This window comes from Cohnella sp. GCM10012308 (assembly GCF_042649185.1).
Lineage (GTDB): Bacteria > Bacillota > Bacilli > Paenibacillales > Paenibacillaceae > Cohnella.
In genome coordinates, this window is sequence record NZ_JBHRYU010000018.1 from 42756 (window position 1) to 62995 (window position 20240).

Here is a 20240-nt window from a genome sequence, read left to right on the forward strand (position 1 = left end):
CTTCGCGGCGCTCGGGGGTGCTCGGAAGTGCTCGAGGGCGAATCGCCTTCTATCGGGAAGGCGTTGGGGCAGCTTGGCGCGCTCTCGGGCGGATCGTGGTACTCTCTCGATCATCTGATGCATGAGGTGATTCAGAGCATCTGGGCGGGACTGCGGCGATAACCGTAGGGGGAATAGTTGTCAAAAGGACGTTATTTTTTCGTTAGTGCCGCTCAACGATAGGATAGTTGCTAAAAGGCAGTTAATTTCTCATAAAACCTGCAATAGTCCCGCCTACACTCGAATTAAATGCCTTTTGACAACTATTTCCTCCTCCCACTCAAAAACGCCGAAATTAACTGCTCTTTAACAACTATTTCTATTTCGCACCCCGCAATTCTGACGCGCAATCCGTGCCCACAATACGCACGCCAAAAAGCATCGACGCGAGTGCCAGCGCCTCTCTCGCCGGCACTCGCGCCGATGCTTATGCCTTGTTACGCGTAGCGCACGCGGTGCCGTTCGTGCGCCCGACGACGCGGTCCGCGTCCGTCATGCGGTGATGATGCAGGTTGATCGGGTCCTCGTTCACGTCGTCGTTCCAGGTAAGGCGCACCTCGCGCACGGAGACGAGCTGCTCCCACACGAGCGCGAGCCAAGCTTCTCCGCCAACCAAGGCTCGGACGCCCGCAGGTTCAGTCCGTTATACGGACGATTATAACCCCCTGACGGCCTGCACCGGCGAACAGGCTGCCGTCTCGCCGAGCACGCTGGAGCAGAACGGCCGCCCGACGAGCTTTTTCATGCTCCCACGCGACGACGGTCTGCGTCTCGTCGTGATCTTCGAGCGTCGACCGGCGTTCGGCGTTGCGCCATGCTCGAACGCGAGCGCGCGCATAAGCGCCTCGGCAGCCTGATGCGAGCGAATCGAAGCGTTACGCCGCACGATGGAGACCGTCATCTCGCTAATCATCGTTTCCGTGCGCATATGCCGATTCACCCTTTTACCGCAGAATTGGTCAAGCCTTGAATGATGAAGCGCTGGCCGATGACGAAGACCGCGATCATCGGAAGGATGCCGGCGGACGCCGCGGCCATCATGCCGTTATAGTCGACCGTGTTTTCTAAGATGAAATTTTGCAAGCCCAGCGGGACCGTGTACAGCTTCTCGTCGATCAGAAAAACGAGCGCGTTCTCGTAGTCGTTCCACTGCCAGGAGAAGTCGATGATGGCGAGCGTCGCGAGCGCGGGCTTGGCCAGCGGCAGGACGAGCCGGAAAAAGATGCGAAAGTGGCCGGCCCCGTCGAGGAACGCCGATTCGGAAATCTCGTGCGGGATGGACAGGAAAAACTGGCGCAGCATGAACACCCCGAAAATCGTGAACAGGCCCGGCAGGATAAGCGCCAGATGCGTATTGTAGATGCCTGCCCACTCGAACATGATGAACTTCGGCACGAATAGCACCTGCGGCGGCACCATCATCATCGACAGGTAGATCATGAACAGCGCGTTGCGCCCCTTGAACTCGATTCGGGCAAAGCCGTAAGCCGCGAACGCCGACAGAAACGTCGCGCCGACCATGCCGATGATCGAGATTTTGAGCGAATTGAGATAATACGTGCCGAAGCTCTTCGGACCGGTCCACACCTTGTGATGATGCGCCCATGTCGGATGCGACGGAATCCACTCGATCGGATACTTGAATACTTCGGCCGGCGTCTTGAGCGACGTGCTGATCATCCACAGGAAAGGAATGATCATGACGATCGCAAGCGCCAGCATGATGACCGTGACGAGCAGCCTTCCGGCCGCGCCCGACGTCAATCTGCGTTTAAGCTCCATCGCTGATGCCCTCCTTGGCGGCTTAATAGTGCACCCATTTTTTTTGACCCAGCCACTGCAGGAGGGTGATAAGCAGAATGATCAAGAACAGCGCCCAGGAGACTGTGGCGGCATAGCCCATATCGTAGTAACGGAATGCGTTCTGGTAAACGTAAAGCGACAGGATCGTCGTGCTGTTGCCCGGTCCGCCCTGCGTCGTAGCCTGGATGATGCCGAACGTCTTGATCGTCATGATGAGGCCCGTGATGAGCAGCAGGAACGTCGTCGGACTGACGAGCGGCCAGATGATTTTGCGCAAAATCTGCGTCGGCCTGGCGCCGTCGATCTTGGCGGCCTCGAGCAGCTCGGACGATACCTCCTGCAGCGCGGCCAGGTAGATGATCATGTTGTAGCCGAGCAGGAACCACACCCATATGATATCGATCGCGTACATCGAGGACGTCGTGGTCGACAGCCAGCCCGGCGGATGCTCGATGCCGATGCTGCGGAGAAACCCGTTGATCGGCCCCTGCTTCGGCTGGAACAGCAGCATCCAGACGAAAGCGACCGCGACCCCGCTCGTGATATAAGGCATGAAGTACAAGCCGCGCAGCAGCTTTTTTAAATAAATCTTCTGATTCAAAATGACCGCGACGACGAAGCCGAGCGCGATCGACACCGGCACCGCGAGCAGGAAAATGACCGTGTTGCGCAGCGACAGATAAAACAGGTCGTCGTGCAGCATGCGGACGATGTTGTCTGTGCCGACGAAATCGACGTTCGGGTTCATGAACTTGTAATTCGTGAACATGAGGCCGAACGAATAGACGGCCGGGATCAGGAAAAACACCAGCACCCCGAGCATGCTGGGGCCGATGAACACGTAGCCGAGCAGGCGCTGCCTTCTCATCCAGTTGTTGTACATGCGCGTTAACCTCGCTTCTCGAATGAATAGCTCCAGTCTACCAACCGCGGGCCGATCCCATAAGGAACAAAACCATCGTCTTCATCGCACATATCCATGCAAAAAAAGCCGCCCGGGGGGCGGCTTCGAGATGCGGACAGCATCAAAATGTTCTATTCGGGCGGCGGGGGCGCCAAGAGGAATTGTAATTGGTCGTACCTGGCTTAAGCGTAATGCGAGGCTGCGGAAAACCGCCCGCGCAGACGTCATTCCGAATATCCCATCAAACCGATATACGCCAGATTCGGCTGGGCGATATCCATTCTGCCGTACTGGATGACGACCTCGATGTCGCTGTGGAAGCGCAGCGAATACTGGACTTGCCGCCCCAGCTCGACGCCTCCGATCTCCTCCGGATGATCCATGCGGACGCATTTGACCCGGCGGGCGGGCACGACGATCTCGATGCCGGCATCGGGCTCCCGGTCCTCATAGTAGATGTCCATCCGAACGACCGCCTGCTCGTCGTGGCAGTTCAGAATCATGATCGCTTCGTGTCCTTCGAACGGCTCGTCGTCCACCTTGCCTTTGAAGGGAAGGTAGCCGTCGATCACGTACCAGTTTTTAGCCCCTTGCTTGCTCATGACAGCCTCCTAACCGACCGACACTGCGCCGGTCTTTTTCCAATTGGCGCTCAGCGTGCGGACGAGCGCGGACATCGATTCGTAGCCGTCGGCCGTGACGACCAGACTCTCCTCGACCCGATTCGAGCCATGGGGATGGCCGAACAGGCTGATATCCGTGTTCACCGTCATCCCGGCCTCGAAGCGCGCTTCGCTGTTCTCGTCGGGATACGGAGATTCGGCCTCGGCCAAGCCGCAGCCGTGAAGCGGCGGGTACAGATCGTAGCGCGTCACGTTACGGTCCGCGAAATAACCTTTAACCGCTTGCACCAGCTCGCGTTGAAGCGCGCCGGGCCTCAGTTTGGACAGCGCGATATCTTCGGCTTCGACCAGCAGGTCAATAAATGCGCGCTGCTCGTCGCTCATCGTGCCGGCGACGAACGGGAAGCCGACCGTAGCCACATATCCCTCGAATTGAACCGCAATCGCGGTCATGATCATGTCGCCGTCTTCGATCACCTTGCTTGTCGGACGTCCGATGATCGTGCGGACCCGCTCTCCGCTCGCCATAACGATAAACGGCACGGACTCCGCGCCTTGCTTCATGCATTCGCCGTATGCGAACGCAGACAGCTCGAGCTCCGTCATGCCGGGCTTCACGTTCTCGATCATCCGCCGATAACCCGCGTCCGCGATTCTGGCCGCCGTCCGGAGGCATTCCACCTCGGCCTCCGTCTTGGTCATGCGCAGCCGGAACAGCAGATCGCCGGCGTCGACCCATTCCGCGCCTTCCAGGCTGTCCTCGATCGACTTCAGCAGCGGCGCCGACATCGCGTCGATCCCCGAGATGCCGATTCTGCGAAGAGGGCCTTGCGCTCTCAATTCATCCATGATGACCTTCAGGCTCGTATAGTTCGCTTGCGGATATTCGATCTCGTCCGGCACCGTGACGCAGGTGAACTGCGGCAGCAGGCGAATATCGTCCCAGACGGTCATCTCGCGGCACATCAGCTCGCCTTCCGGCGCGGCGATGACGATGGGCTCGCCGTGCTGGCGCACGAGCGTCGCTCCCCGTTCGAACAGCGGCCAGTAATTGCTGACATAGCGCAAATTTTCCTTGCGGTATTCGTCGCCGTATACGAGGCAGGCGTCCAGTTCTTTTTCTGCCATAAGCAGCTTCAAGCGTTCGATCCGTTCCCGGTACTCCGCCGCGGATATATTTCCAGGCATACCTATAACCTCCGATTAACCGATTAGTAAATGACTTTGCGAATCTTCATCAGGTCCGCGATATGCGAGAGCTCCCCGGTCATGTCGCCGTAGCCGATAATGCAGTGATGCGCAAAGCCCTCCGTGATTAAATCCCGTAAAAACGCCTTGATCGGCTTCTCGACCCGCACGACCGCCGTGATCTCCTCGCAAGGGATGTTGTCCGGCACGTCCAGCGCCTCGCCCTTCAGAATCAGCATCTTGTAGCCTTCGGCATCGATGATGAGATGCGCGATCGTCACCGTGCCCGGCTTCAGCGTATACTCGAAGCCGAAGCCCGCGCCCTGCAGGCCCCATTGCTCCGGCGAACGGTTGACCTTGACCGCGCTCCGGTCCCGCGCATAGGACGGATCCGCGAAGCCGTGATGCACCATGAGCAGCGCGTTGCGCGCCTCGTCATATTCGCCCCATTCGGCATAAGCCGGCACCTTGCCGCTGAGCTTGTGCATCAGCATCATGACGATGAGCCCGTGGACGTCGCCTTCTGTGTTCACGACATAGCGGCTCTCTTCGTGCAGCAGCGTATTCGCGAGATATGGCGTCGTGCCCGTCTTCTGCTCTACGTAATGCTGTCCCAGCAGCGTCAGGCCGTCGAGCCGGAAGCGCTCCAGCGTATTGCGCAGCGCGACGGCCAGCCGCGCGGACTTGGCGATATCGTCCGCGCCGAGGCCGACGATGTTGAACCGGCCTTCGGCCTCCTCCCGTACGGCGCCGATCTCCTCCGCCGTCGCCTCGCGGAAGCGCTCCAGCAGATGGTCCATCTGGATGGCGATCAGATTCGGCCCCAGCGTTCCTTTGATCATCGTCTTGTCGTATTCGAAGTCGTACATGCCGCGGAAGACGTGGCCGATGACCCCGATGTTCGTCTGCCGCAGCTCGCGGAACGCCTTGAACGCGCGGATATACGTCCCCATTTCGTGATAGGCTTCCTCGTCGCCGATCGCGCCGACGACCACCTTGAGGTCCGGATACCACCCCATCTTGCGGAAGGTGGCGGCCAGCTGCAGATTCGCGATCAGCGCGCTGTTGCGCAGTATATTTTCATAGTTCGTCTTCAAATCGATCTTGTTGTCGTGCTGCGTATTGAACAAGAGCACCGGCACGTGCCGGACATGCTCCAGCGCCTGGATCGCCATGTAGTCCGGACAATAGGTGCCCGCCGCATAAATAATAAAGTCGACTTGCCGCTCGGCGAGCAGACGGCCTGCGGCCTCCGCCGCATCCAGCGTATCGATGAGACCCGGCCATACGAGCTCCTCGCCGGACAATTCCTGCGCCAGCCGTTCGCGCACCTTTGTCATATCCGCGGTGACGTTCTCCTTGAGCGTCACCGGGAACATCCGCCAGTACTCGAAGAAGCCGACCGTCACCAGTCCGATTCGGAGCGGCCTGCGCGCTGTCCTCTCCGTCAGCAGATCGCCGAATACATTTCCTTTTGCCGTCTCGAACGATTCGATTACGATATCCGTCAAGCTGTTCACTGCCTTTCCCTTATGAACGGCCAGGGGCGCTATCGCCCCAGCAGCCGCTTCGCGTTGTAATAAACGATGTGTCGGATCTCTTCGTCCCCGATGCCGGAGAACAGCACGCTTCCCAGCATGTAATGCGGGTCGTACCAAGGGAAATCCGTGCCGAACAGCACCTTTTCCGCCCCGGCCTCCCGCACCATTTTGCCGATCATGCCGCTTAGCCGCCCCGTGTCGCACAGCTCCAGATAAACGTTGGACTGCGCCTTCGCCAGGCCGATCGCATAATCGGTCTCTCCCGGCGCGGAATGGCCGAGAAGAAAGGTCATATTGCCGTATTCGCGCGACAGCTCGGCGATCATCTGCGGCGGATTGTACGGACTGTGGCCCCATGTATGGGAGAGCAGAAGCAGGCCGCGCTCGTTGGCGAACTCGTAAATGCGGCGGTACCGCTCTCCCGTCAGCGGGTACTTGTGATAATCCGGCAGCACCTTAAAGCCGACATAGCCGCCGACGCTGTCGAACTCGGCGAGATCCCGCTCCAGATCGTGGTCGTAGTGCGGATTGACCACATAATAGCCGAGCACCCTGTCGGGATATTGCCGCATAGCCGCACGGATCTCCCGGTTGCCTCCCACCGGATCGAACAAGGCGCTGTGCGGCGCTGAGAGGATCAGCTCGATATGCTCCCTGTCCATCGTCGCGATCATCGTGTCGAGGTTCGCCTCGGGCAAATACGTGCCGTAGAAAGGCCCCATATGCGTATGCATATCGATGATGGGCTGGCTGTCCAGCCTGCCCGTGTCCGCGAACTCTCTCGCCAGCAGCGACGGATTGGTCATCCTGCCCAGTCTCATAGCTTCACCTCGTTCCATAGCCGTTCGAGATTGAGACTGGCGATGTTCGCCAGCTCTTCGCGGCCGATGCCCGATCCGAGCAGCGCCGCCAGCGGACCGCCGATCGCATTGCTCGGGAAGTCGGAGCCGAACAGGATGCGCTCGGACCCGAACTTGCCGCAGATTTCCTTAATCTCGCCCGCCGTTTGCATGTCCCCGCTCTCGATGTACACGTTGCCGTACGCCCGGAACAGCGGGAACGTGAAGCGCGAATGGCTCCACAAGCCGTAGTTGTACAAAATGACCGTCAGGTTCGGATATTCCTTCAGTACCTCGTAGATCATCGGCCAACCTTCGCTCGGCGACAGGTACAGCGGGATGCGCGCCGCCTCGATCTCTCCGAGCAGCTCGCCCATGCCCACCTTGCTCAGCATGTAGCGATTGCGCTCGGGATAAGCGCGCAGCATCTTGACGCCCGACGCCTTCATCGCCGGGAACAGCCGCTCCGGCGCGTACTGCGCCTCCGTGACGGGCGGGAGAATCGTCCACGTCGGATAGAGCCGGTCCGGCGCCTTTGCGACCTCCTCCATCACGAAGCGGTTGCCGTAATCGGGGTCTACGTCGGCCATCGTCTGATGGCTGACGACCGCGCCGTCGATGCCGCAGAAGTCCAGCTCCGCGAGCAGCTCCTCCGCGTTCCGGGCCTGCTTGACCTTCTCCCGCACGAGGAAGTTTTCGTGATTGACCACTTCATAGTTGACGGTCTTATAGCCGATGGCGCAGCTGCTATCGATGAATCTCAAGCCGATTCCCCCCGATCCGGTCCGGGCGCTTCCGTGTCTCCTTCATCTTCCCTGGCCGCTTCGCGGACCGCGGCCGTATAGCTCGCCCATGCCGCCTGCGGATCGTCGCAGCGGAGAAACCCCATGTTCGCGGAGCCTTCGAAGCCCCAGGCGAAGATGTTCCGGATGCCTGCGCCGTAAGCCGCCTTGACGGCCACGGCAACCTCGTCTTCCCTGCCGCGCGGGACCATGAAGTTCTGAATCCAGATCTGTCCCTCCTTGCCGTAGCGCTCGCACAGTTCCTTCACCTTGCCTGCGTAGAAAGACACGAACTTTTCGGCGCCGAGGCTGTAATAGTCGTCCAAGCCCGTCTCGCCGAGCATCGTATACGGATCCGTAGCGAAAATATCGATGTCCGGATGCGACGCGATCTCGTGCCAGTGCTGCCAATCGCGCTCGGACTTCAGCATGGGCAGCAGGCACACCGCCACCCGCAGGCCGAGCGACTTGGCATAGGCGGACAGTTGGAAGAGCAGCCGCGCGGCGCTGTCGTGCTTGAATCCGACGACTTCATCCGTCTCCTCCAGAGGCATATCGACATCGTACCGCTCTCTGTAAAGATCCTTGCATCGCGCGCACCGGCATCCCCAGACGGAAGGATCCATGTCGAACAGCCCCGTCTCGTACAGCAGCCAGTGCGGCTCATCCCAGAAGACGACATCGGCGCCGGCCGCCTTGACGGCGTCGACCCACCGGATCATCAGCTCGAACAGCTTCTCGCTGTTCAGGCAGGCGGCCGGGTACGTTTTCCCGTCTGAGCCGACCTGGCATTCCTCGGGATGGTAGCCGACGAACTTGGAGAGCGCCTGGCCGCCGAAAATATTGGCCACCGACCAGGGGCTCATATAAACGGTCAGTCCGCGTGCATGGCTCTCCGCGGCGATATCCCGCACGGAGTCCCGATAATATTCCATATCCTCTTCGCTGAACGTATGGAGCACGTCCGTAAAGCCCAGCAGGCGCAGCCGCTCCATATCGCCGGCGACATGCCGGACCGCGCGGCTGCCGAAGTAGCTCGTTCCGATTCTCATCTGCCGCTTGCTCCTTTGCTAATGTTTGACGAAGTAGAACCGGTCCACGTAAACGGCTTGCACCTGGCTCGCGTTGGCTGCCGGCGCCACGTAGACGTACTCCGTATGCGTCTGCGACGGTACGAACGTGCCGATCTTGACCGTATGCCAGAACATGTTCTCCATACTGCCTGCCGCCACGGTAATCGGCGCCGTCACGTACGTATTCGTCGTGCCGTCGAACGCGGCCGCCGTGAAGGCATCGCCCGTCGGCTGAGGGAACGAAGGGTACTGATTGGCGTCGTAAACGACGTCGTGCGCATACTTGATTTTCACGACGGCATACAGATCGTAGGTCGCGCCAGGCACGAAGCTGGTTTTGTTCCAATACCACTGCATGTTCCAACCGGCCGTCGCGCCTGTCGTCTGGACGGCCGACGACGAATCCGAAGCGGAGACGTCCGCCTGGTTTTTCTGCGCGCCGCCGAAGACGGTGAACGCGCCGTCCTGCCCCGATACGGTCTGCATGGACGCGCTCTTCGTCAGCTTGAGCACCTTGCCGGCTCCCGGCGCGAAGCTGAGTCCGCTGATCGTATAGCTCCCTGCGGAAGCCGTATAAGATACGGCGGCATTGGCATAGACGTCGGTAATCCCGCTAATGTCGATGCCGAGCTTGCTCCTGTCGATCGTAATCGTGACCGGCGCGCTCGAAGCGACGTTGTGGTTGACGACGACGAGGTACTTGTCGCCGGTCGCCGCATTCTCATGCGTGGTCACGTCCGCGTTCGCATACGCGCCGCTGCCTCCGCCGCCGCCCGATGCCGTCGCCGCGTTCGCGATCTTCCGCATGCCGAGGATGGTCGGCTTCAGCGTCTCGATCTCGGAGAGCAACTGCGAGATCCAGCCGTACTTGACCGTAGGAATGCCCTGAGCGTCGACCATGCCTTCCCAATCGATCTCCGTCTGGTACATGAAGTAGTAGAAGCCCTTGGAGCCCCGTCCGATCGCTTCGTAGGTCATCGCCCGGATCTCGGGCTCCGTCGGCTCCCGGTACCAGCCCTCCTGGCCGAACGCTTGCAGAATCGTCCAGAACGGCGCGGCGTTGGCCGGCGTTCTGCGAACCTGCAGCGTCAGCAGGTCCAGCAGGTTTTCATAGTGGACGTTCGGATAGCCCAGATTCGTAAAGTCGCCGGCATTGCGTCCGGCCAGCGCGCCGTACGGATCGGAGGTGAGCATCTGCGTCTGCGTCGAAGGATAGTACTCCTCGGCGCTGTGCACGCCGCTTAAGTCGACCATGACCGGGTGCGCGGGATCGATCGATTCCATCATCCGCTTCATGTCGGTCAGCGTATCGACCAGCCGCGGATTGTTGTGCGGCGGCTCGTCGTACAGGAGGTAGCCGAACAGGGCGCTATGGTTTTTGAGCGGCGCCAGGTTGGCCGCGATCGCCTGGTACATGGCGCTCTCGTCGTTATTCAGGGCATCGTTGTAAACGGTGCGGAACACGTAGGCGTGAATGATCAGCTTGAGATTGCAGGCAGCCGCTTCGTCCAACACCGCCGTGAATACGGCGGTATCGTCCGGGTTGAAGTTGGCGATGATGACGGTATTCATCCCGGCATCCCGGATTTTTTCGAATGCCGCTTTGGCGTATGCCGCCGCGTCCGCCGAATTTTTCGGGATCGCCGCCCCCTCGAACCAGACGCCCTTGGGAAAATAATCCTTGGCCGTATTCACGGTCGGCGCGGTCACCGATACGCCGTTTTGCACAAGCACGTTTTGCGACAGCAGCACCGTGCTGCCGCTCTTGACCTCCACCGTGTACAGATCGTTCGGCACGACCCCGCCGCTCGCGTTTTTGCCGTCCCACGTCAGCTTGTTCGCGCCGGATTGCGACACGCCGCTCAGCAGCGTCCTGACAATCGCGTGGCTTGAATTGCTGACCGTGACGGAGACGGTCTGCGTGCCGGTCAACTGATAGTTAATCTCCGTCGTATCGTTCAAGCCGTCGGCATTGCCCGGCGAGATCTTGTACGGATAGGCGCTAATGAGCGGCGCGGCGCCGTCGTCGACGGCGTACTTGGTCAGAATGACCTTGTCGACGCGGAGCGCCTGATACTGTCCGGCATTGTCCACCTGATAGAAGACGACGCGGTTGTCGTGCGCGGGATTTAAGGTAACGCTGGCCGGCAGCGTGATTCCCCACACGAAAGCGTAGCGAAACTTGATCGCGTCGTCGGCGGTCGTATACACCTTGGGCGGCGATACGAAAGCGCCGGCAGTGGCATCGTATACGCCTACGCCGAATGCATCGCCGGTCGCATGCAGGAAGTTCGACCGCTCCGTATTGACGACGACGCTGACATCGTACGGCACGCCTGCCTCGATGCGCGCGCCGTCGATCGGCGCCTGAATGTTCCTGCCGGCGCCCGGTCCGTTCGCCATGCGGGCGGCGCTGCCGTCCGCCGCGGTCGGCTCATGCACGAGCGCCGCGCCTCCGGCCAGCAGGAAGCTGTTGTCCTCGATCGTATACGGCACATACTCCCGGAAGATAAACTTGTCGACGTAGATGTCGGACACCTGGGCGGCGTTGTTTGTCTGCGCGACGTAGAACGAGAGCAGGTTCACGCCGTTGTTCAGCTTAAACGTGCCGATCTTGTAATTGGCCCATACGTCGTTCGTCGTAGCCGAAGCCACGATCGTCCGCTCTGCCAGCACGTAGCGGGCGTTGGTCATATCGTAAACGGCCAGGCTGAAGGCGCCGCCCGTCGGCGCGGATACCGCGTGATGCACCTTGACCCGGGCATAAATCTCGTAGGATGCGCCGGGCTTCAGGCTGCCGAAGTCCCAATTGCGATACTGGATGTTCCAGCCGAGCCCGCTGTTGCCCATATGCGCCGCGGAGCCGTCGGAGGCGCCGCCGTCCGATACGGACGACGCACCTCCGAACAAGACGAAGCTGCCGTTTTGAATATCCGTATCGGCGGCCTCGGACGACGCAGGCCATAAGACGAGAAGAAAAGCGAGAAAGAAGGAGGCCAGTAAAACGGGAAGCAGTCGCTTGGACATAAATACACTCTCCCGATCCGATTAGTCGTATTAATACAAAATACGGGACGGCCGCCGCCGTCCGGCGCTCGGTTTCTTTTACTTCGTATTCAACTAAACGTGCCGGCACCCGTTCCGCTTACAACGGCTTGCCGTCGTCCATGAAGACTGCCGGGTTGCCGCGCATCAGCGTCTCGATCTGCCAGGGCTCGATGCCCGCATCCTCCATCATCGGCACGATGTTGGTCAGCATATGGTCGTAACCCCAGCCGCCGTATCGATGCAGGCCGTTTTTCAGGCAAATATCGTTCGAGACGAGGATTTGCCTCAGATAGCCCCATTCGATCAGCGTCCGGATCGCTTCGACGCGCTCGATATCCCTGGCGAACCGCCCCCGCAGCACGCTTCTGTCCCGCTTGTCGGCGTAGAACTCCTTGCCGAAGTTGTCGAACTCCACGTAAACCCCGCGCTCCAGCAGTCCCCGCAAGTAGTCCATCCGGATATCCACGTCGATATGGTTGATGCAGATTTTACCCGCGTCGGCGCCGTGACCGGCCAAAATATCGATGACCTCGTAGCCGTTCGTCTCGTAGAGATCGGTGTGTACGTGCAGGCCAAGCCCGGTCTCCTTCTGTACGAGGGCGGAGGCGATCAGCGTCTTGCGCTCGTTGGGATAAATGATCTCGCTGGTGCCGATCTCGCCGATGACGCCGGCTCTGACGGACGTACCCTCCATCCCTTCGCGAATGTCGCCGAGCAGCTCCGCCGCGATCTCCTCCACCGTCCTGGCATCCATATCCGGCGGGTGCGTCGCGCGAATATAATAGCCGCACCCCGCCACGATGTGAATGCCTACTTCTCTCGACAGGCCTGCCAGCAGCAGCGGATCTCTGCCGATGTCCCGCAGCGTCAGGTCGACGAAGGTGCCTCCCCCCGCCCGCTTGAACGCCAGCAGCTCGTCGCGGGCGACGGCGGCCTCGTCCAGTACGGCGTTGTCGAGCACCGCGTACGGATTGCGCCGCAGCCGGCCCGAGTTGGCGAGGCTGACCTTTTCGCGCAACAGCGCCTTGGCCGAGATCAAGCTCGGCTCGGGCACCAGCGGGCGCAGATCGATAAAGGCATGCTCATGGGGCAGCACCCACCCCAGGCTGTCTGCGGACACGCGTCCGGTGACCGTCATGATTGCCATGTCATTCGCCCTCTTTTCCGCCGGCTGCCGTCACTTGGACGCGGCCCATTTGGCCACTTCCGCGGTGATGGCGTCTCCGCCGAGCTTCTTCCAGTTCGCGACGAAGTCGTCGAACGAATCGACCGAAGCGCCGCCCATGACGATTTTCGTGAACGTCTCGAGCTCCAGCTTCTGCAGGGTAGGCTGCTTTTCGACCATCGCCTCGGTCGGCGAAGCGATGAATTCCGTCAGCTTCAAGCCGTCGTTTTCGTTGTATTGATTGATGATCTCCTGGGCGCCGCCGACGTCGAATACGCGCGTATAGCCCCAGCCGCTCTGATCGCCGGCCTTGAAGTCGTTGATCGCCTTGTAAATGACCGGCTGGCCGGGCGCCTTTGGATCGAGCAGCGACTCGTCCTGCTTTTCGATCGCTTCCTTGACCCGTTTATAAGCATCCAGGTTCTGCGTCGGGTTGGCGCCCGTCACGAGCGCGTAAGCCCACTTTTGCACGTCGCCGTTCTGGCTGATCTCCGTGGCCGGATATTTCGCCGGATCCCAGCTGTTATGGAAGGCGTTCAGCATCTTCACCACGGCTTCCGGATGCTCGGAGCCCTTGCGTACGGCATAGTACTGCGTAATGTTAAATACGGTTTGCGGCTTGGACGGCTCGCTGTCTACGGAAGGCAGCGGGAGCGGCTTCCAATCCATGTTCGGATCGAGCTTGCGGCCCTCGCCGAATACGAGCGGCACCCACATCGGCCCGTAGAACAGTCCGAGCTTGCCCGAGTTGACGGCCTGGATCAGCTTTTCCGAGTCCTTGACGCCGAACTCGCGATCGATCAGGCCTTCCTTGTACATCTTTTGCAGCTCGGCGAGCGCCGTCTTCACTTCCGGCTGGATGCTGCCGTAGACGAGCTCGCCGCTCGCGTCCTTCACCCAAATATGCGGATAAGCGTGGTAGGCGTTGAAGAAGCCTTCTACCGCCGACATCCCGCTGCCAAGCTCCGGAATGCCGCCGTAAAATTCCTTGGACAATCCGAGTCCGTACGTATCCTTCTTGCCGTTGCCGTCCGGATCGTCGTTAACGAACGCCTGGGCGATCTTGTAGATGTCCTCCGTCGTCTTCGGCTCGGGCAGGTTCAGCTTCTTCAGCCAATCCGTCCGCACCCAGAGCAGCGTCGCGCTGTCCGTGGAGCCCGGATTGACCGGCAGCGCGAGCAGCTTGCCTCCAAACGTCGCGGAGTCCAGGCCGACCCCGCCGTCCTTCGCGAGCAGCTCCTTCGTCCGATCGGAGCCGTACTGCTCGAGCGGCTGCGTCAGATCTTCGAGCTGGCCGGCGTCGACCAGCTGCTGCAGCTGAATGCCGCTAACCGGCATAATGTCGGGCAGCTTGCCGGACGCCATCGTGACGTTGAACTTTTGCGCGTACTGGGAAGGGTCGGTCACCCACATGTACTTGAGCTTAATGCCGAATTCCTGCTCGTAAAGCTTCGTCCAGGCATTCTGCTCGATCGTGTCGCCGTTCTCGTACTTGACCGTCGGATCGATCGACCGGACGGCCGTCAGTTCGACGGGCGGGTCGATTTTGCCGAACGGATCCGCTTTTTCCGCGCCGCTTGCCGAGCTGGTTGACGTACCCGAAGCCGAAGCCGTACTCTCCGCCGTCGACCCCGCCGTCTGACCGCTCTCTTCCTTGTTCGTTCCGCTGCACGCCGATACGAGCACCATGGCGCCTGCCAGAACGGACATGAGTCCGACCTTTGCCGTCCGTCTTTTCATTGCCGATTCCTCCCGTTTCTATGTTTCTGTCGTCTTCTGCTTCAGTATAGAAGCAAGCCCGGCAGGCGGCTATTTGCCGATGTTGACTTCCTTGACATCTGTTGCGGTGTTCGGATCGCAGGCGTAAGGCCTGCGTTATTCGCCGTACAGCAGGCGGTCCCTGTACTCCTGCGGCGTCATTTTGTATCGTTTCTTGAACGACCGGTTGAACTGCGGCGCCGCCTCGTATCCGATCCGCGATGCGACGTCCTGGATACGAAGCGCAGGCTCGGCCAGCAGCGACCGGGCCCGCTCCATCCGCTCGTCCGTAATATAGTCCGAGAGCATCCGGCCGGTCATTCGCTTGTAGAGGCGGGACAGATAGGTCGGACTATGATGCACGACCTCGGACAGCCGGGTCAGCGACAGATCGCCGTGCAGATGGTCCTGAATATAGCCGTTCAGCCGGACGACCAGCCGATGCTGCTGCGCCTCCTCGGACTGATCCTGGCAAATTGTTGTCCCCGTACCCTGTTCCTGCCCTAGCCTCGCATCGGACGCCAATTTAGCCGTACCTTGTTGTCCCGGCACTTCCCTGGTCGCGGTCGAGTCCGACGGCGCAGCCTGCGGCCGTATGGTGTCGCTGTCCTGAATGAGCAGCGACCGTGCGCCTTCGGTGTCCTCGCCGAGCAGCGCGTTCAGATGGCGGAACGGCGCGGACATTCCGTTCCAGGGGACGGGCGCGCGTCCGATCGCGAAGGAGACGGACAGACGCAGCATGCGGCGGCACGTATCCTGCACGACCTCCATGACGCCGTACAGTCTGGACCTGAGATTGGCCCAAACTTCCTCCTCGGGGCGATCCGCCGCGGACCAGGGCGTCTCGCCGCCCTCGCCGCCCGGCTGGATGAACCATAGCAGCCGGTTCGCGTCGAACACAAGCGACACAAAATCGGCCGACGGCCGCAGATATTCCTCCGCGACGTTCTGGCAGGCATAGAGCAGCAGCGAACGGTCGGCCTCGTCCGTCCCATCCTTCCATTCGTCGATGCGGGCGACGACGAGCAGCGCCGGCTTGTCCGCCGTGAGCGCGATGCCGGCTCCCGTAAAAAGGTCCGACCTGTCCCCGCCTGCGACCAGCGGATCGAGCATCTGGTTGAGCAGGACGGCCGACCGCAGGGAGGATTGCTGAACGTACAGCTCGCTTTTTAATTCAGCCATGTATTTTTCGCGGCTCTCTACCTGCTCCAGCTGCTCGAGCGCCTTGCGGACGGCATCGATCAGCACCTGATCGTCCTCGTTTTTTAACACGTAGTCGACGATGCCGCCGGACCGAATCGCTTGCCGGGCATAATCAAAGTCGTTGTATCCGGTCAGGAAGATCACTTTGCAGCGCGGCCAGGACCGCACGATACGATCCTGCAGCTCGATGCCCGTCACGCCCGGCATGCGGATGTCCGAGATGACGATATCGATGCGCATCCGCTGCAGGCAATCGAGCGCCTCGTATACGTTGTAGGCGCGATGCAGGGTGAGATCCATCCGCTCCGTCTCCGAGAGCAGCTGATGGATGCTGTTGACGATGATCGGTTCGTCGTCGACGATCAGGACTTGCGTCATGGCTTTGCGCCTCCTTCGCAGGGGATATAGATCCGGATCCGGGCGCCGCCGCTGTCGCCGTTGGAAGCTTCGATGCCGCCGGCGCTGCCGAACTTGAGCTTGAGCCGTCTCTGAATATTGACCAGGCCCGTCGTCTCGCCCTCTTCCTTGTCTTTGAAAAGCTTGCGATGCAGCTCGGCCTCCGCTTCGGCCGTAAAGCCCTTGCCGTTGTCCTCGACGGTGAAGTACAAGCGGTCTTCCTCGGTTTCGAACGAAATCCGGAGCCGTCCCTCGGTCACGACATCGCCCAAGCCATGCTCGTAAGCGTTCTCGATCAGCGGCTGCAGGATCAGGCGCGGCACTTTAATTCGTTCATACGGCTCGGGGAGCGGGTCGATATCGACGCGGATGCGGTTCGAGAAACGAATATTCTGAATCTCAATGTATGAGCTGATGTGACGGACCTCGCTGATCAGATCGACCTCCTCGAGGCCGTTGCGGGTGATGTACTGGAAGTACTCGCCCAGATTTTTGGACATCAGCTCGGCCGTGTCGTTATCCCCGTTGCGGATGAGCCGGTGAAGAATGTAGAAGCTGTTGTAGAGGAAATGAGGCGCGATCTGCATCTGCAGCTGCTTGAGCTCGGACTGCTGCAGCCGGATCTTCTGCACGTACAGCTGGTCGATCAACGTCCTCAGCCGGTCCATCGTACGGTCGAATCGCTGGTACAAATAGCCGAACTCGTCCTTGCGAAGCGACTTGAAGGCGGCCTCGAAATTGCCCCGTTCAAGGTTGACGAACCGCCCGATCAGCTGCTTGAACGGCCGGTGGACGAGCAGATAGATGCTGTAGGACATGAGAATGATGACGATCAGCGAGGCGCAGATGAGCAGCCAGGACCACGTGCCGTACGTTTTCAGCTGGCCGACGATGACATCCTTGGGGAAGTAAACGATCAAGGACGTGTCCAACACCATCGACTTTTCGTACATGGCCATGTAGGTATCGCCGCCGATGCGCAAGGTCCGGGCGAACGCCGTCTCGCGCTCCCTGTCCGCGGCCGTCTGCCGCATTACTTCGGGCAGCAGCTCGCGAAGCGGATCGCGTGCGGCTTGCCAGCTGTCGCCGAACAGCACTGCGCCTCCCTGGATCGGCAGGGCGTCCAATGCGCGGCGCAGCGCAGGCATCGAGAGCTCGATATTTTGCACGAACTGCGGAGGCTTGACGGATGCGTCCGGTTTGACGGGAAAATAGGGATATGTCAGGTTGAGATAAAGCCCCTCGTTCCAGTAGGTCAACGGAATCCCCCCGTCATAGATCGCCTGGGAGATCTTCATCATGTCGGATGCCACGCTCTCCGAATAGTCCACCCCCTCCTTGGTCGAGAAGGTCACGCGGTTGGAAGGCACATAGACGCTGATATTGGCGATGTACGCGCTCGAATCCTTGAACGCCTTCAGCCTGGCCAGCAGCGCGTTCGTCGTGGACGTACGGTCGTAGTCGGTCAATATCGCGTATTGGTTGCTCAGCTCGAGCAGACTTTCGTCGTTGATGAATTCCTGCTGAGTGCGGATGACGCGGCCCAGCTCCTGCTCGAGCGTCATGAAGTAGTAATGCATGGCGGTCGTGATCGAGTCCGCGATCTGACGCTGGACCTCCCGTTTGCCTTTTTCGTTCAAGGTGACGCTGAGCGCGAAAAGGGGGATCATGATGGCCAGCAGCGTGAGGAGAAGCTTGGGAAAAAGGGGGAATCTGCTGTTCTTGATCGCTCTCCAGATAGGGCATCCCTCCTCGGTGTGACCTCATCGTAACATGAAAAGGAACAGCGCGAATACGACATCATTCGACTGTTCCTATCTATTATGGAAAGCATGGTTTTAGTAGAAATCGGCCTCGATCGCGACCATGCCGCGGCCCGGCACGGACAATCGCACTTGATGTCCCTCAGGCAGCACCGGCACGCCCGGAAAGTCGGTCAGCGTCTCGATCCGCCGGATCGGCCGCCGCAGATCAAGCTGCGCGATCTTGTAGTTCATGGCGAGATTGCGGATTAGAATGCGCCAGCGGGAATCGGACATCCGAAGCGCGATCAGACGGATGTCCGACGCGTTCTTCGTCGGCCTTGGCGCGCCGGTCGCGTCCAGCAGCGCCTGCGCGGCGCGATCGAGGAAGCGCTCTTCGACCGGTGCGTAATATAGCGGCACGAGCCAGTTATGGCGATCGTTGATCGCTTCGTCCCGCTCTGGCTCAGCGCTATGCGCGGGCTCCTCAAGTATGGTCTCGAGCCAGCTGCCATCGGCCGACCGGACTGCGCAGAAGCGCGCTTGCCGGTTTTCCGGCAGCGTCAGTCCCGTCGCTCCCAGCCCTTCAGCCAATGCATCCGTCCGGCGTCCGGCGAGCAGGACGGCGCCGCCGCGGTAGCCGAGCACGGCGGACAGCTCCGCCTCCGGCAGCAGATGCGCATGCGTCGCGACGATTACGCCCTCGTGCGCGCCCAGATCCCGGACGTTCACGACGCTGTGCAGCGGCGCTCCGCGCTCCAGCCACTCGTGGACGAACTTGTGCGCCGGCCATTCGCGTCTGTCCGCGTAGTCGGCAAGCGAACGATGAAGCGCCGCATCGGACCAGACGAAGCTGGCGCCCAGCGTCCGCTCCGGCAGGCCGTCGTAGCCCGCCGCCCACAGCTTCGCGATCCGGGCCCAGCCGTGGGCGGCGACATCGTCGCCGAGACAGGCGACGAAGCCCTCCGTGCAGCGCCGAATGCCGTTTTGATCATACAAGTACAAATTGGAAAAACACAGGATGTCCCTGTCCAGCAGCGTCGGCGCGTGGTTCAGCACGTCCCACTGCTCGTACGTATCGTGAACGGCGTTCAGGCAGACGAGCCGCACGTCCGGCATGTAGGCCTTGAGCGACAGAATCGTCGCCATGAACTCCGTGCACGGCTCGTAGTCCCAATCCTCGCCGCCCGAGGAGAGCGCGGCGGCGCCCGCCTCCACGACAAAGCCGTCGATGCCGCAGGCGGCCAGCCGCTTGTAGTCTACGCCGTAGCGGTACATCGCCTCGAAGGGGTCGCGCGTCCAGGCGGTGTTGAGCACCGCCTTTTTGCCGTCCGCCTTCAGCGCCGTCATGATCTTGCTCCACAGCTCCTTCCAACGGCCCGCGTGAAAGTCGATCCAAGCCAGCCTGTGCCCCGACCAGATTTGCGCCGCTCGCGCCTCCATCGCCTCGGGATTGCCTTCGCATGCCGTCTCGAAGTCGAGAGCCAGTCCCCTTTTTTGCATATAAGCGGCGAACTGGCCCGTCATGTCGTCCGAATAGTCCGCCTCGGCCAGACAGAGCCTCGGACTCGTATAGCCGTCCGCGCCGTGATAACCGTCGAAGCCGTAATCGCGCATGACCGCCGTCAAGTCGCGGACGAACAGATCCTCGTAATACGTGCCGTCTGAGAGCCGGCGGAGCGGGTTGATCACCCTGAACGCTTCGCCCGATCTGCGCATCTCGTACAGCTCCGGATGGGCGGCGCACCATTCCGTCGGCCGGAGCCGCTCCGGGTTATGCGTCTGGAACATATCGAAAAAGCTGCAATACACCTGCGTTCCGGCCCGCTGCAGCTCGCGCACGAGCCCCCGCAACTGTAGATTCGTCCACGATTGCAGCATCCGCGATTTGCCGTAGGGTCTGGCCCCGTAGGAACAAACCTCCGGAGGAAGCGGCTTCTCTACCCCCATGCCTTCATGCGTATGGATGAAGTCGGACGTAAACAGCAGCAAGGACATGGCGTCCGGGACGAAGCCCGCGTTTTCCATGTAGGCGCCGACCCCATAGTCGGACAACGTATTGTCGAAGCCGATCAGCTCGATCCAGATCCATTTTTCGTAATAAGCGTGCATCTTCTTCGCTTCCCTTCTTGTCGG

General features: G+C 60.5%; 17 protein-coding genes. 1 reads left to right on the plus strand and 16 read right to left on the minus strand.

The features are described 5' to 3' along the window. The first annotated feature begins 27 nt into the window (after positions 1–27). On the plus strand, positions 28–162 hold the full coding sequence (locus tag ACFOTD_RS19195; RefSeq protein WP_378121556.1) for a hypothetical protein: 135 nt from the start codon (positions 28–30) through the stop codon (positions 160–162). Positions 163–466: 304 nt separating this feature from the next. Here the strand turns inward: ACFOTD_RS19195 and ACFOTD_RS19200 are convergent, their stop codons facing one another. From ACFOTD_RS19200 to ACFOTD_RS19275, 16 genes are all read right to left on the minus strand, one after another. Next, positions 467–655: a hypothetical protein gene (locus ACFOTD_RS19200; RefSeq protein ID WP_378121557.1), complete on the minus strand. Its 189-nt coding sequence runs from the start codon at positions 653–655 to the stop codon at positions 467–469. Between the two features lie 39 nt (positions 656–694). Continuing rightward, on the minus strand, positions 695–967 hold the full coding sequence (locus tag ACFOTD_RS19205; protein ID WP_378121558.1) for a hypothetical protein: 273 nt from the start codon (positions 965–967) through the stop codon (positions 695–697). A gap of 8 nt (positions 968–975) precedes the next feature. Then, the gene (locus ACFOTD_RS19210; protein WP_378121559.1) at positions 976–1821 is read right to left on the minus strand and encodes a carbohydrate ABC transporter permease; all 846 of its coding nucleotides are present in this window, start codon (positions 1819–1821) and stop codon (positions 976–978) included. A 22-nt stretch (positions 1822–1843) separates the two neighbouring features. After that, positions 1844–2725 (minus strand): carbohydrate ABC transporter permease, encoded by an 882-nt coding sequence (locus ACFOTD_RS19215; RefSeq protein WP_378121560.1) that lies wholly within the window; start codon positions 2723–2725, stop codon positions 1844–1846. A gap of 245 nt (positions 2726–2970) precedes the next feature. After that, positions 2971–3348, minus strand: coding sequence for a sensory rhodopsin transducer (locus ACFOTD_RS19220; RefSeq protein ID WP_378121561.1), 378 nt, complete (start codon positions 3346–3348; stop codon positions 2971–2973). A 9-nt stretch (positions 3349–3357) separates the two neighbouring features. Next, entirely contained in the window at positions 3358–4557 is a 1200-nt protein-coding gene (locus tag ACFOTD_RS19225; protein ID WP_378121562.1) for a M24 family metallopeptidase, read from the minus strand. 23 nt (positions 4558–4580) lie between these two features. Continuing rightward, on the minus strand, positions 4581–6068 hold the full coding sequence (locus ACFOTD_RS19230; protein ID WP_378121563.1) for a hypothetical protein: 1488 nt from the start codon (positions 6066–6068) through the stop codon (positions 4581–4583). Positions 6069–6106: 38 nt separating this feature from the next. Continuing rightward, the gene (locus ACFOTD_RS19235; RefSeq protein ID WP_378121564.1) at positions 6107–6919 is read right to left on the minus strand and encodes an amidohydrolase family protein; all 813 of its coding nucleotides are present in this window, start codon (positions 6917–6919) and stop codon (positions 6107–6109) included. Further along, complete coding sequence (locus ACFOTD_RS19240) at positions 6916–7701, minus strand: amidohydrolase family protein (protein WP_378121565.1); 786 nt, start codon at positions 7699–7701, stop codon at positions 6916–6918. The genes ACFOTD_RS19235 and ACFOTD_RS19240 overlap by 4 nt, the downstream gene beginning before the upstream one ends. Beyond that, complete coding sequence (locus ACFOTD_RS19245; RefSeq protein WP_378121566.1) at positions 7698–8771, minus strand: hypothetical protein; 1074 nt, start codon at positions 8769–8771, stop codon at positions 7698–7700. Before ACFOTD_RS19245 ends, ACFOTD_RS19240 begins: the two co-directional genes overlap by 4 nt. An 18-nt stretch (positions 8772–8789) precedes the next feature. Then, entirely contained in the window at positions 8790–11819 is a 3030-nt protein-coding gene (locus ACFOTD_RS19250; RefSeq protein ID WP_378121567.1) for a FlgD immunoglobulin-like domain containing protein, read from the minus strand. 118 nt (positions 11820–11937) lie between these two features. Beyond that, on the minus strand, positions 11938–12987 hold the full coding sequence (locus ACFOTD_RS19255; RefSeq protein WP_378121568.1) for a phosphotriesterase family protein: 1050 nt from the start codon (positions 12985–12987) through the stop codon (positions 11938–11940). Positions 12988–13017: 30 nt separating this feature from the next. Beyond that, entirely contained in the window at positions 13018–14745 is a 1728-nt protein-coding gene (locus tag ACFOTD_RS19260) for an extracellular solute-binding protein (RefSeq protein WP_378121569.1), read from the minus strand. A gap of 135 nt (positions 14746–14880) precedes the next feature. Beyond that, positions 14881–16344 (minus strand): response regulator transcription factor, encoded by a 1464-nt coding sequence (locus ACFOTD_RS19265; protein ID WP_378121570.1) that lies wholly within the window; start codon positions 16342–16344, stop codon positions 14881–14883. Beyond that, a complete protein-coding gene (locus ACFOTD_RS19270) occupies positions 16341–18032 on the minus strand; it encodes a sensor histidine kinase (RefSeq protein ID WP_378121571.1) in 1692 nt (563 codons plus the stop codon). Before ACFOTD_RS19270 ends, ACFOTD_RS19265 begins: the two co-directional genes overlap by 4 nt. A 168-nt stretch (positions 18033–18200) precedes the next feature. Then, on the minus strand, positions 18201–20216 hold the full coding sequence (locus ACFOTD_RS19275) for a hypothetical protein (protein ID WP_378121572.1): 2016 nt from the start codon (positions 20214–20216) through the stop codon (positions 18201–18203). Positions 20217–20240 lie beyond the last annotated feature (24 nt).

Coding starts and splice junctions, on each gene's coding strand:
- ACFOTD_RS19220 (WP_378121561.1), bottom strand. CDS start 3,348: ATGAGCAAGCAAGGGGCTAAAAACTGGTACGTGATCGACGGCTACCTT.
- ACFOTD_RS19225 (WP_378121562.1), bottom strand. CDS start 4,557: ATGCCTGGAAATATATCCGCGGCGGAGTACCGGGAACGGATCGAACGC.
- ACFOTD_RS19255 (WP_378121568.1), bottom strand. CDS start 12,987: ATGGCAATCATGACGGTCACCGGACGCGTGTCCGCAGACAGCCTGGGG.
- ACFOTD_RS19260 (WP_378121569.1), bottom strand. CDS start 14,745: ATGAAAAGACGGACGGCAAAGGTCGGACTCATGTCCGTTCTGGCAGGC.
- ACFOTD_RS19265 (WP_378121570.1), bottom strand. CDS start 16,344: ATGACGCAAGTCCTGATCGTCGACGACGAACCGATCATCGTCAACAGC.
- ACFOTD_RS19270 (WP_378121571.1), bottom strand. CDS start 18,032: ATGATCCCCCTTTTCGCGCTCAGCGTCACCTTGAACGAAAAAGGCAAA.
- ACFOTD_RS19235 (WP_378121564.1), bottom strand. CDS start 6,919: ATGAGACTGGGCAGGATGACCAATCCGTCGCTGCTGGCGAGAGAGTTC.
- ACFOTD_RS19275 (WP_378121572.1), bottom strand. CDS start 20,216: ATGCACGCTTATTACGAAAAATGGATCTGGATCGAGCTGATCGGCTTC.
- ACFOTD_RS19245 (WP_378121566.1), bottom strand. CDS start 8,771: ATGAGAATCGGAACGAGCTACTTCGGCAGCCGCGCGGTCCGGCATGTC.
- ACFOTD_RS19205 (WP_378121558.1), bottom strand. CDS start 967: ATGCGCACGGAAACGATGATTAGCGAGATGACGGTCTCCATCGTGCGG.
- ACFOTD_RS19250 (WP_378121567.1), bottom strand. CDS start 11,819: ATGTCCAAGCGACTGCTTCCCGTTTTACTGGCCTCCTTCTTTCTCGCT.
- ACFOTD_RS19215 (WP_378121560.1), bottom strand. CDS start 2,725: ATGTACAACAACTGGATGAGAAGGCAGCGCCTGCTCGGCTACGTGTTC.
- ACFOTD_RS19210 (WP_378121559.1), bottom strand. CDS start 1,821: ATGGAGCTTAAACGCAGATTGACGTCGGGCGCGGCCGGAAGGCTGCTC.